Annotated in this window: 11 protein-coding genes; all 11 read right to left on the minus strand. The window is 55.1% G+C overall.

Annotated features, from left to right (window positions below; genetic code table 11):
- Positions 1-195 precede the first annotated feature (195 nt).
- Positions 196-468, minus strand: coding sequence for a type II toxin-antitoxin system Phd/YefM family antitoxin (locus H8Z83_RS17915; protein WP_187016301.1), 273 nt, complete (start codon positions 466-468; stop codon positions 196-198).
- A 191-nt stretch (positions 469-659) separates the two neighbouring features.
- The gene (locus H8Z83_RS17920) at positions 660-980 is read right to left on the minus strand and encodes a DUF3852 domain-containing protein (protein WP_418724103.1); all 321 of its coding nucleotides are present in this window, start codon (positions 978-980) and stop codon (positions 660-662) included.
- Between the two features lie 78 nt (positions 981-1,058).
- On the minus strand, positions 1,059-5,783 hold the full coding sequence (locus tag H8Z83_RS17925; protein ID WP_243185136.1) for a SpaA isopeptide-forming pilin-related protein: 4,725 nt from the start codon (positions 5,781-5,783) through the stop codon (positions 1,059-1,061).
- Positions 5,784-5,869: 86 nt separating this feature from the next.
- Entirely contained in the window at positions 5,870-6,646 is a 777-nt protein-coding gene (locus tag H8Z83_RS17930) for a CAP domain-containing protein (RefSeq protein WP_187016304.1), read from the minus strand.
- Positions 6,647-6,755: 109 nt separating this feature from the next.
- Positions 6,756-7,535, minus strand: a complete 780-nt coding sequence (locus tag H8Z83_RS17935) for a class D sortase (RefSeq protein WP_187016305.1) — start codon at positions 7,533-7,535, stop codon at positions 6,756-6,758.
- A complete protein-coding gene (locus H8Z83_RS17940) occupies positions 7,532-8,452 on the minus strand; it encodes a cell wall anchor protein (protein ID WP_187016306.1) in 921 nt (306 codons plus the stop codon). The genes H8Z83_RS17935 and H8Z83_RS17940 overlap by 4 nt, the downstream gene beginning before the upstream one ends.
- A complete protein-coding gene (locus H8Z83_RS17945; protein ID WP_187016307.1) occupies positions 8,449-9,078 on the minus strand; it encodes a hypothetical protein in 630 nt (209 codons plus the stop codon). Before H8Z83_RS17945 ends, H8Z83_RS17940 begins: the two co-directional genes overlap by 4 nt.
- 13 nt (positions 9,079-9,091) lie before the next feature.
- A complete protein-coding gene (locus H8Z83_RS17950; protein WP_187016308.1) occupies positions 9,092-9,823 on the minus strand; it encodes a DUF3849 domain-containing protein in 732 nt (243 codons plus the stop codon).
- Entirely contained in the window at positions 9,820-10,341 is a 522-nt protein-coding gene (locus H8Z83_RS17955) for a hypothetical protein (RefSeq protein WP_187016309.1), read from the minus strand. Before H8Z83_RS17955 ends, H8Z83_RS17950 begins: the two co-directional genes overlap by 4 nt.
- Positions 10,338-11,324: a DNA adenine methylase gene (locus H8Z83_RS17960; RefSeq protein WP_187016310.1), complete on the minus strand. Its 987-nt coding sequence runs from the start codon at positions 11,322-11,324 to the stop codon at positions 10,338-10,340. The genes H8Z83_RS17955 and H8Z83_RS17960 overlap by 4 nt, the downstream gene beginning before the upstream one ends.
- Before the next feature lie 221 nt (positions 11,325-11,545).
- The gene (locus H8Z83_RS17965) at positions 11,546-12,754 is read right to left on the minus strand and encodes an antirestriction protein ArdA (RefSeq protein WP_187016311.1); all 1,209 of its coding nucleotides are present in this window, start codon (positions 12,752-12,754) and stop codon (positions 11,546-11,548) included.
- Positions 12,755-12,939 lie beyond the last annotated feature (185 nt).

Here is a 12,939-nt window from a genome sequence, read left to right on the forward strand (position 1 = left end):
GAGCTCCGCAAGATTGCCGAGTACATTGAAATCAACACTACGGAAGATACCGCAGTAGCGGGCTAACCCCCGCTACAAACCCCTTTGACAGTGTGTTTTCCTAATAGGCGCTAATCATAGGGAGTTCCCGCCTCCGTAATATGATACTTTACGATCTCCTCAAAGTCATGTTGAGCGGGAGGAAGATAGACCAGCTTACTTTTCGTAGGCACGGAACAGCTCCTCCATTCTTTCGTCAAGCTCCTCCGGCGTGCAGACAGGCTCTCCGCTCAGTCTGCTGATTTCCGCGGCATAGATCTTGTCGCGGTGTCGGAACATTTTTTCTCGCTCCTCGTATGCTGCCATGCTCATATAAACACCGTCATCTTCACCCTTATTCGTGATGAAGATCGGTTCACCGGATGCCTTTGCCAGCTCGGAGATCTGCGTATACTCATTCCGCAGAGCAGAGGATGGTCTGATTTGCATAGAAAGCCCTCCTTATCAATTTCTTGATAGTATTATATCAAGATAACGCTTTTTATGCAAGCCTATCTTTGTGAGGTGTAAAAGGTGACTTTATAGGCCTACAGCATTCGCCGGCAAAGCAACCATTGTGTCTTATTCGTTGCCTCTGGCAGGAGAGTCCGGATTCGATTTTTCAATTCTTTCTTCACGAATTAGATCCCAATGATATTCCAGATGTATTTCGGCGCGATCAGGCTGAAAATCAGGCAGGCAAAGAGGATGGCGGGGCCGGTCCACTCAAACTGTCCTCTCTGGCGATAATCAAAGTACGCGCCGCCAAGTTTCACAAAGAATGCGATGGCGAGGATCATATCCAATGCAGGGAACACCACCTTCTCCACCACGCTCTTGATCTGCTTGGCCGCCTCCGTCCATGTCTGCTCTACCGCTCCCGCGACATCCCCGCCTGCAGCGAGTGCCGAGGTGCAGCAGAGGGTGGTCAGAAGCAGAAGCGTCAATGTCAGAATAATCATTTTTCTGTATTTCAAGAAATCTCAACCTCCTTAAAATGGGGATGCCGCCCCTTGCGGAGCGGCATCCGTTGTTAGTCCTTAATAACCGGTGCGAGGCAGGGGCTTGCTGGGGGCATAGACACGGGTGACCCAGCGGGAGGTCGCCATGATCCACTGCCCGTTGTAGACGCCGCCCGCATCCGACGTGTTGACGAACTGCGTACCACCGGCGAGCTTTGAAAGCACCTTGCAATCTACGCGGGGCGCCTCTACCTGACGGAAGTTTGAAGGTACGATGCCGAACGCCGCCATGAACTCCGTCACATACTCATTGGAAGCAAGTCCCAGCGCCGCAGGAGAGGCATCCAAGACATAGTTTTTGGATGTACTCAGATTATCCGCCAGCGTGCGCCAGGTATCGCCGCTGAGATTGGTTTTGTACACGATCTTATAATTTCCGGGGGTGTTCCACGTGCCGGTGTAAATGGTCTGGAGCCGAACCGCCTTGACGGGCAAAGTGTCTCTCCAATAAAAAGACTCCAGCGCCGTGGTAGAGTTGTTGGCAATGTCGGCAAAATTGTAGCGGACAAGCTGCCCCGGCATGACCTCCACATAGCCGGTCTTCTTGATTGACACATTCGTTGAGAGGGATTTGTTAGTCATGCTTGCCTTGACGATTTGACCGGCGTACTCGATCTCCACCTCGATGGGCGTCTTATCCAGCCCATAAAACTCCGCCGCCTTGGATTCTACGATTTTGTACCGCGCCAAAGGCAGGAGCTTACTGACCGCCAAGCCGTTTTTATCCGTCTTGATGGTATCCACCAGACGGTTGGTGCGGGCGTTGTAAACTTCAAAGACAGTGTTGGGGATCGGCGTTCCGGCGGGCCAGCCATTCATCGAGTTGTAATCTTCCGAGGTCTTGACGATCTGGATCTGACCAGTGATGGGCGTATTCTTCCACTCGATTTCTGTGGTTTCGCCGGACTTTACATACACGGTCTTTTTCTGCGTGTCGGGAATATATCCCTCATTTTCCAATTCACGCAGATAGTAGCGTCCAGCTGTCAGATTTTCAAAACGGACATAACCTCGGTCATCGCTTGTCTCCTGCGCAATGGGATTGTTGCCGCTGTCGTAGAGAATGAAGGAAACGCCGTAGATGCCCTCGCCGGTGGCCGAATCGACCTTGTGGATCAGGATACCGGAGATAGCTTTGTTGGTCACCGTTTTGGTTGTGGTTTTACCATCCTCCACGGCAAAATAGATGGGGGTATTGTCCAGCTGGAAGCCCTTGCCTGCCTCCGTTTCCACGGCATAGTAGCTGCCGCTTTCCAGCGGCACATACACGCGGCCATCCGTTCCGGTGGTGACGGTGTCCACCAGTCCGCCATCGCTGACACGGCGGATCTCGAAGGTGGTGTTGGGGATGCGCTGGGTTTTGTCCGCCGCATTCACTTTCACCAGTTCCAGCCCACCGATGGGAGCATTATAAAAATAGAGGGACTGCGTGTCATTGGGGTTGACCACCACGGTCTGTGTGCGGGTATTTTTGTCGATGGTGTAACCGGGGACAGATTTTTCCTCTGTCACCACCAGTGTGCCGGTGACGCCCTTGAGAATGATCTGCCCGTTTTCGTCGGTATAGTACAGACCGTTGGAGCTGATTTTTCCGTTTTCGTCGGGGACGAACTCGCCGGTAGCCGTAGTGATTTTGAAGGTAACGCCCTCCAGCGACGTCTTGCGGTCCAGAGAGGACAGCTTGTTGATAATCAGCGCGCCCTGTCGCTCATTCCAGAAAGTCATGCGCTGGGGAGACTGGTTCTGGTCGATCTTAATGCTCTGCGGTGTCCCGTCCAACACGAATCCATCCACAGATTTGACCTCTTTTACGGTAACAGTCATGCCGTCGGTCAGACCCTCAATGACGATCTGGCCTGCAGCGTCGGTGGTATAGTAGCCGTTGTTGGGGCCGACTACCGCACCGGAGGAGTCCGTCACAAGGAACTGTACCCCGGCAAGCGGTTCATTTTTCGTGCCGGAAATGTATTTCTGGAGAATCAATGTTGTAGTGGGTTTGTTGTAAAAGGTCAGCGTCTGCGTGTCGTTGGGATTAACTACTACGGTCTGTGTGCGGGTCGCTTCGTCAATGGTGAAGCCCGGAATCGTCTTGGTTTCCGTTGCTACCACGGTGCCGACGACGCCGGAGATGCGGATCTCACCAGATTTATTGGTGTAATAAATGCCGTTGCTGGACAGTTCGCCGTTGGCGTCGGGAACGAAGCTGCCATCCGCGTAGGTGATCTTAAACTCTACGCCCTCCAGCGGCTCCCCGTTGGGGCCGGAGCTGACCTTGCGGATGATGAGATTTCCGGCAGGCTGGTTCAGAAACTGCAAATGCGCCGTTTCGCCGCTCTTGATGAGCGCGTGCTGGGGGCTGTCATCCAACAGGTAGCCCGTTTTTGCTCTGACTTCACGGGCAATGACCGTCATGCCGGGTTCCAGACCATCCACCAGAATTTCGCCCGCGGCATTGGTGGTGAAGCGGCCGTTGTCATTGCCGAGATAATGGCCGCTGCTGTCGGTCAAAAGGAACTCTACGCCGGAGAGCGGTTCGTGCTTACTGTCATTGCTCAGCTTTGTAATGAGCAGGCTGCCGAGCGGCGCATTGCCAAAGCGGAGCGTCACCACATCCTGATCCTCGCCGGAGATCCACACCGTCTGGGGTTCGCGGTCGATGATGTGATTTCCGTCGCTCTCAATCTCCTGGCAGATATAAGTGCCTTTTTCGAGGTTTGTCACGGTGAACGCTCCGTTGGGTCCGGTCAGATAGGTCCCGATGACTGTACCGCCAGTACCGGAAGTGCCGCCGCCTAAATATCTCAGTTCAAATCGGCAGCCCTCCAGTCCTTTTCCGGTCTTTGCATCGTACTTATACACAACAAGGGCACTGTGAGGAACATTGTCCACGGTCACGGTCTTAGAGGTATTGGCTTCCAGATAGAACTCGGTGACCCCGCTGCCCTGAATGCCGAAGCCCTTTGGAGCGGACTCCTCTACCAGTTTGTACCAGCCACGGTTTACATCGGTGATGGTGATTTTACCGTCGGAGGCCGTTGTGAACACACCGAGGTCGTTGATCTCGCCGGTGGTGGTATTATCCGAGCCATAATAGATATGGAATTTGGCATTGGAGAGAGGATCACCGGTGACGCTGTTTCGCTTCAGGATCGTCAGGGAGGGTTTGACCGCGTTGAAGAAGGTCACCGTTCTGGTGCAGCCTGCTTCCAGATGTACCTCCTGCGGGATCTCAGAGAGAATGACATTGGAAGGCACATTTTTCTCCGTGATGCGATAGCTGCCCACGGGGATGGAATCGAGGAAGATGCGCCCCGCGCTGTCCGTCGTGGCGCTGGTGGAGTAGCTGCCGTCGATCTGCTCAATGAGATAGGTCACGCCCTCGATAGGCTCTCCGGTGGCAATGTTTTTCTTCAAAATTTCGAGTCCCGGCTTTTCATAGTCAACGAAGATGACTTCGGAGGTCTTGCCGGGGCGCAGCGCTACGGTCTGCTCGGTGTGAGACACTACATAAGGCTCCGGCACGGATTCCTCCCGGACGACATACACATCAGCGGGGATGTCTGAAAGGGTTGCCGAACCGTCCGAGCCGGTGGTGACGGAGGTAGAATAGCTGCCGGTCACGGATTTAATGGACAGCACCGTACCGGGGATCGGTGTGCCGGTCTGCGCATCGGTCTTGATGATCTTCATGCTGGGCAGTTCATAGTTCGTAGCGGTAACGGTATACTGCTTGTCTCCATCCGTGGTGTCCACATAGACGCTGAGTGGGGTGGAATCTGCGCAGTAGCCTGCCGGAGCTTCCACTTCTACAAAAGACCATAAGCCTTTCGTCACGTTATTGACTTCGATAATGCCGCCGTTTTTGGTCACATCGCTGCCGACGATCTGACCGTCACGGTAGATGTTGAATTTTGCACCGTCCAGCCCGCGGGTCGTTCCAGCAGCCACCTTTCGCAAGGTAATGTCCGCATCGCCGGCAGGAGGCGTGGGCTTATCCGGCACGGGAGCATCATTCACCACCAGTTTGCGGGGCGCATAGTAATTGAAGAAGCTCTGGCGTCCCTTGACGCTGGACTTTGCCCACACCGCCCATTTTGCGGCTTCATCCTCAACGACAGACGCAATGATGCCTTTGGCGGCGTACTCCTCAATCTGCTTCTGGAATTCCGCATCCTCCTTGGCTTTTTCTTTCAACATCCAGTCGGTGTAGCCCAAGTACATTTCATAGGTATCAGCGTTGGCGTAGCCGCCGCCATCGATGTCACCATCGCCTTCGCCCTTGAAAGACTGGTGATCCCATACATAGGTCTGCGCGGCCATGAACAGGCTGCCGGGGATGTCACCCTTATAGTCCACGATATAGGTCATCATCCACTTGAAGTTTTCAAGCTGCTGGGCGTCCAGCTCACCCATGCCGCTCTGCGCCAGCGCCGTTTTCAGGACAGCGTCTGCGTCCGCGCCGGTGGCAGAGGTATAGGTGTAAGAGTTGAGGAACGATGCCGTACCCCAGCGATAGCCATAGCCGCGATCCATGCAGTAGAGCATTTTGCCTGCCGCCATCGGCGGCTTATAGCTGTACGGCGTACCGTCATGGAGAAGCCGCGTTGTCCAGTAGTTTGTGTTGCTGGTGGGCTTGATGCCGGTTCCGGTGCTGGAAGCGGCAAGTGCAGAAGTCGGAAGCAGCGTCAATAATGTCATAATGACAAGAAACGCCGACATGATCCTTGTTCTAAGTGTTTTCAAGGTTGGTTCCTCCTTATTGTCATTTAGAGATAATGAAGAAGCAGACCGGTTTTTCTCGGTCTGCTTCACGTTGATGTTGTTTGATTTTACTTGGCTGCCGGAGTATCTACCCAACTTATGGAGTAGCCATTCCATAGGAAGAGCTGGACGCAGTACCAGCACGCCTCGCCGCTGTCATTGACTCCTCTTGAAAGTCCCACGCCGGTTTCGGCGTAATTCTTTTCGAGGAGATTGTCCCGGTGTCCACCGGAGAGGTTCCATGACCACACGGCGGCCTCGGATACCGATTTACCCTGCAGCGCCCAATCTGCGATGCGGTGGATATTCTCTCCTACATACGGGCAATCGGTAACAGAGGTGTTTCGTCGTCCATCCGGTCTGGTATGAGAGTAGACACTGCTGGAGGCCATCTCGTCGGCCCGGACCTGCGCCGCCTGCATGAGCTTGTCGTTGACGCGCAGCGCGGCAGCACCATTTTCGCGCCGCAGCGCATTGGTGCGGTCAATGATGTCCTGCTTTGCAGCGGCAACGTCTGTCTGCGCAGGCTGCTCTACAGGCTTTGTCGTAGTGGACTTTACCGGTGCTTCACCAGTGTAAGGCTTGTCCGACTCGACCTGCACGCATTTGCTATCGCTGTCCCAGTAGATATTGAAGCCGACCGCTCTGCCGATGTCGCGCAGCATAACATAGTTATTTCCGTTGATGTTGTACGCCGTCAGGCGGACTTCCTGCCCGTCTACAAGGATGCGGTTGGTGGAAAGCGTCGCTTTCAGCGATTCCACCGCCTGCGCCGCAGGAGCACTCAACGAAAGCCCCAGCACAAGGCCGCAGAGGACGAGTCCGGTATTCTTCGCTCTGTTCATTGTTCTGCCTCCATTCTAAATGTGTGTGGAAATCCTTCTCGCAGCTTCACCATATCACAGGCGATGGGCAGAAGTCGAACAGAACCGATCCGGCAAAACGGAGAAAAAATCAAGTTTCCACTGCGGTGACGCACCAGCGCTGGTCGCGCTGATTGCGAACGCAGGTGTAAAGCGTCAGCAGGTTTTCACTTGCGTCCGCAAGACCGCTGCGGTCTGTCTCGCTGACCTTGCTGACGTCCGTCACCTTATAGGTGCGCGTCCCCAGCTTGGTCGTCAGGGTGATCTTGTCCCCGATGTTCAGCGTGTGGATCTGCCCGAAGTAGCTGTTGGCGCCGCGGTTGTGGGCGGCGAGGCAGACATTGCCCTCCCAGATGGAGGTATCTTCAAAATGCCCAACGCCTTTGGCGAGCGTCTTGCTGTCCGTGCCCTGATAGATCCTCACGCTCAGACCCAGCGTGGGGATCTCGATCTTGCCGAGGGAACCGTTTATGTAGTAGAGCTCACTCGTCACATCTGTGAACAGCACAGCGGGCTGATAGCCGTTGCCGCTGCTCACCGTACTCCCTGGGGTAACCACATCGCCGTTGCCGCTGATCACGGCGCCAGCCGTGGGAAGGGTGCGCGGCGCAAGATTCGGCGTCAGGTATTCGCCGGTATGCAGCGCATTCATGCTCTCCGAGCCAAAGACGGGCGGAATGAGCGCTGCGTTCTTGCTCACATCTTCGTTGCGCATGGCGCCGCCATCCGCCGTGTGAATGACATCGATGGAGGTATTCCTGCCGAAGTCGTAATCGTCCGGCGCATCGATACTGTATTCCAGCGCATACGCCGGAGCCGCCAGAGCTGCTGTCATGCAAAGGCTCAGGCAAAGGGTGATGATCTTTTTCATTCTTCTGTCTCCTCCTCATCTGCATTTTCTCTTTTGCGTTTTACCAGCAGCGCGCCGCCGACGCCCGCGCCTGCCGCGGCCACGACTCCGATGGGGATGAGCACATAGGACCAGCGGAGCGAGGACATTGCGCCGGCGGTTTTTGCAGGCTCTGCGGGCTGGATAGGCACGCCTTCGAAAATGGCAACATAGCGAACGCGATTTAATGCGATGCGGCTCACCGTGCCGGTATAGTCCGCCGTGACGGTGTAACCCTTGACGTAGCTGCTGGTGGTGCTGCCGGTGTAGGTGGCGACGGCGGTATAGCGGTCTGCCACGACATAACCGTCCATGTTGGCGGTATTGTCGGTCTGCCACTGAATGTCGGAGAGCGTCAGGTTTTTGCCGCCGTCCTCAATGCTCTTGGGGATGTACTGTGTATCCTGCTCGGCAAGATTGGGATAGCTGCGCTTGACGGAAAGCTGCTTTGTAGAACTGCCGTAGCCAGACGGCTCGACCTGCACGGTGTCAAGTCGGAGTGTCAGGGTTCCCATAAGCCCATCGTCCGTGATGAACTCACGCTCCTGCGGCAGCAGCGCCAGCACGGATTCCATATCCTTTTTGGCGCTCTCGATAGAAACATGCTCCGTATGCTGGCGGCTCTCGTTTTCCGGAAGCTCCTGCTTCAGAAGATCCGTCAGGGTGTACTGAAAGCCGTCCTGCCGAAAGTCCGAGCGGGGAATGCCCGCAGGATCGTCTTCCGGACTCAGATCATAGATTTTCTTCAGTTCTGTGCCATCGTCGTTTCGGACGATGGAGGTGGGATAGAAGACCTTGGCATCCGGTACCGCGGGTTCAAAGTCCGCCGCCAGCGCAGTGGGCGTCAGTGCCAAAGTCAGGCACAACGCCGCAGCGCAGAGAGATAGCATTCGTTTCATTTTGTGTTCCTCTTTTCTTTATTTTTATAGTGATTTTTCGTCTGTTCCAGCAGAAGGTCATATTCCCAAGGCTCCAGCTCTAAGGAGAGGTAGGCACCGTCTTTCGACATACCGTCTACCCGGTAGCGCAACACCAGAGGAAGCTGCCTCTGCTTTTTCACATCCTGGGGTGAGAGCCAACCAGCGCCTTCTACAAAAACAGTGCGAATGGCGGAATCATAGTTTCCTTCATAGCCCTGCCAGAGAAGCGCCTCCCGCAGCTCTTCCCGCAGCTTTCTGCGATGGGGAACGGGAACCAAACGCTCCGGCTCCAACAGGAAACGGGGATGCAGGACTTCTAAGCAAACGTCCAGCGCATTTTTCAAAGCAGCATTCTTTTTCGTCAAGCCGCTGCGCCGGTAATCTGCCGCCAGAACGTCCTCACCCTGGGCATCGCCAAGGAAAAGGCGTACACAGCGGATGAGTTCATAAGCGTGGGCGTCATCCGCCATGCCAAGCACGCGGACCCCGTCCATAGGGAGCGTCCGGTAATGGGTAATGGCCTCCGCCAGTGCGGAGAACTGTCTCACATCCCAGCCGGGTCTTCCGGGGCGGAGATCGTCCACGGTGTAATAGGTCATGCACATTCAGACATCCTCCTCACTTCATATTCATGCCGCCCATAGTGGGGGCATTGGTCTGCTCCTGTGCGTTCAGCTCTGCCAGCTTCGGCTTTGCCCATTCCGGAAGAAACTTGTCATGCAGTACGCCAATGAAATCCTCCCGGTTCCATCTGGCTGTTTCTCCGTCCGAGAGGCAGGTGGCAAAGACTGCTCGACCACTGGAATGAGGCGCGCATCCAAAGCCGCTCCGAGCATACAGAAGTTGGTAATCCTGCCCCCAATACTGCTCCTGCAGTGCCTCCGGCGACAGCACCAGCACCTTGCCGGTGAAGTCCTGCTCCGCGCGGTCACCGACGCAATGCTCCGCGCCGAACAGATTCAGCGCCTGCACTGCCTTGCGGTAGAAAGTGACGAAGCCATCCAGCACAGCCGGATGGCTTCGGACAACAAAGTCGCTGTTGTGGTTGATGTCTTTGGGGATGCAGGCGCACTCCACCCACTGCTTGTTGGCATGGCCGAAGCGCCCGTCCCACTTGAGTTCGTGCAAAGTGTTGGCAAGCACCCACGCGGTGCGCTTGTAGCCGTATTCGTCCAGCACCGGCGTGATGCAGTTCTTGTCCAGATGCATTCCGTCGAAATTCTGACGGATGGTGTCCTCGATGGCGTTGCGGCAGGCGATGTTCGCCTTGTGGCTCTCCCGCCAGAGGGAAAGCTCGTTCCGATCTCTCGCCTCGGCAGAGGAATAGGGGTAGAGATAGGTGTCATTCATTCTGAGATTTCCTCCTTTTCCAGCAGGCGGCATACGCCCTCCATCCGCACACCGGAATCCTCCAGCATGGTGCGGACATCATCGTCCAGATCGTCGATGAGCACATCTGCGGCGGTTTTCTCCGCTGCCTGCACGATGACTCTGCCCTCCTCTACAAAGGACTCCAGCGCGGCAGTGGGCGAGATCCCCGCCTCCGCCAGCTGGCAGGGCGGAATTTCAAGGCCGGAGCAGTGAGGTTCGTGTTCACAGGTGCCGCACGCCGTTTCCGTCATTCCGGTCTCCATTGCCATCTGGCTTCGCTCCGCCAGACGGGAGATCAGCTGCGGCGCAACGGTAGAGATGAGAGAAATGGTTTTCAGCAGCTCCGCCACGGTAGGGTCTCCCGGCAGCAGCAGGATACAGCCGCTGTCGGTATGGAGGATCAGGTCGCTGACGCCTGCAAGTCCGGAGAGCTGCAAAGCGGCGCGGGGAATAGAAAGAGTTTTATTGTTAGGATCATGGTTCAAATTGAATTTCATGCTGTTTTCCTCCTCGGTGGATGTTTTGGGATATGGACCAGCTTCAGCTCCCATTCGCCCAGAGGCTCGTCGAAGAGGTTTAGCTGGTGGGTCATGTAGGGACGCGGATCGAAGTTGGTGATGATGAGTTCGCCGAAGGACGAGCCCTTTTTCTGAGAGAGCGGATTGCTGCGCTGGAAGGATAAGATGTACCAATCCTGATAGAGCTTTCGGATAAAGGGGCAGTCGTTGTAGGAGAGGACGACATAGCCTTCGCAGCCGGACAGTATTTGCCAGAGCCGGACATGGAATCTTCGGAAACGTCCCAACTTTCCGGCGATCCGATAAAGACGCTCTGTTTTGACATAGGGTGGATCGGCATAGATAAGGCCTTCTTTTCGGTCCCGCTCCCGAATGAGCTGCAAGGCGTTTTTGTTCTCCAGTGGCACGTCCTTCAGTCGTGCGGACACTGGCGGAAACATTTTCAGAAGATGTTCCACATCCATTCCCTTAACGCCGAAAGATGTGACCGTTGCGCTGAAACTGCCGCGAATAGCAAGGTAATACGCTGCCGCTCGCTTCACATCGAAAAGAGCCAGCCGTTCCTGAAAGATGGGGAGCAGTTCTCCTGCCTGCTCCTCCGTAAAGCAGGAGCGATCTCCCAGACACTCGATCTCCGCCTGCACATTTTGAAAGTAGACCTCCTTATGGGCAACAAAGTCGCGGTAATACTCGAAGAGCTTGCGGCCGTGGATGGGCAGGAATTTCAGCTCCCGCAGCAGAACATTGGAGCGTTCCTTGATGCAGGAATACAGGTTCACCAGCTCGGCATCCAAATCGTTATAAATGTCCAATCGGTTTGGGTCCGGCGGCAGCGCGAGCAGCACTGCGCCACTGCCGCCAAACGGCTCTACATACTGCTTCAGCTTAGGCGGGAAAAGCTGAAGGATGTAGGGCGCGATCTTCTCTTTGCCGCCGATCCAGGGAAAGGGCGGCTTAGCCATGTCCGGCCTCCTTTTCTTCCTGATTGCACCTTATCCCGTCAGCACGGTTTTCCCGTTCAAAGCGAAACTTCCTGCAATGTGCCAGCAGTTGTTCATCGCGCATGTTTTCTCCTTTCCGGGGTGATTTCCCGAAAAAGGGCATAAAAAAGAAGGGGCCGATCCCCTTTCGGAAAATCGGCCCCTAAAATGATTTTTAATGGCTTCTGCGTGTCAAGATGGTATTACTTCATTTTCATCTCCATTTCCTGGGATTGTTGGACAGGTGACAGCATGGGCTGATAGTCCGCGCGATGCAGCAGGCCGTAGGGTGAAAGCACTGCATTGTCCTCCTTGATGATGTCGCAGCCGTAGGCGTAGAGGTTTACATGGGAAATCAGCAATTCCACCGAGTGGTCATCCGTCATGAAGTGAAGCTGGTCTACGGCTGTTTCCTGCGGGGAGCTCAGCTCCGGCGTGAGGATATAATCGTCCAGATGCTCTGCCAGAAGGATAGCTGTCCCGATGTCCTGCACCTCGAACTGCTCCAGCAATGCTTTCAGCTTTGGGAGCTGCACCTGCCGGACAGGGATATCCTTCACTGCTTTGGCAAACTCGTTGAAGGCTTCTATCTCCATGGGCAGGTCGGCAAATATGGCTGCGTTGGGGATGATGCCATCATAGTCAAGCACAACGGTATTTTCCCATTGCAGCGTACCCAGCCGCTCCTGCGCATCCTCCAGTTCTTTCTCCGAGGCGGGAAGCTCCAGCGTCACCGTGCGCTCATCGCCAATGTCGGGATGCAGTCCAAGCGTGAGTCGGAAGAGGTATTCCGGCTTTTCCGGCAGTTCCTTTGGGCAGGGTGGCACGGTTGTTAGCTCACCGTCCCGCAGTACATACAGACTGTCCACAAAAACGCCGTTTTCACTGCACCGCATCATTCTTCCAATGCCGGCGAAGTCCAGCATCTCGAATACCTCGTTGGATATGCCGTCCAGTTCGGGGATAAATTCATTTTCCGCGTAGAAGCGGCCAAGCTGGGCGTCATCCGCGGCCTCCACAACATGATAGCAGTCGGTTTTTGCGCTGACCGCCAGATCCCGCAGATCCTGCAGCGTGATGACGCCGCCGTTGGCGTTTACTTTTCTCTGCACCTCTATGGAAAACAATCCCTCAAAGGCAACCTCCTGCACCTCGTCCAGCGCCGACAGCAGCGCGGCAAGGTCGTTCAGTTCGTTGAGGCTGATGTCCAACCCGTCCAAATGGGGCGAGAGATACTCAAAGGCATCGTAGTCTTCAATCTCCATGTACAGGATGTCATCTGTCTGAAGGCGTACCTTGTCCAGCGCGTCCCACAGTTCCCACAGTGAGGCAGGCAAGTCCAGCTTGGCATACGCCTCGTTGTTGGGTACGTCTTCTTTCGCAAGATATACCTCGAATATCTTCTTACCCAAGGGTCATCCCTCCCATTTTCATCCCGTTCTGCTCATAGACTTTCGGGTCCGCACCGGGGATGTTCCAGCCGTGTAATCCCGTGAGTTTTGTTATCCGAGGAGTTTTCATATCATTCACTTATATCACACCTTTCTAAATTCTGCTGCTGGGATAATATTGCTCAATGCACCACCGTCTTGTATTC

Source organism: Dysosmobacter segnis, from assembly GCF_014297285.1.
Lineage (GTDB): Bacteria > Bacillota > Clostridia > Oscillospirales > Oscillospiraceae > Oscillibacter > Oscillibacter segnis.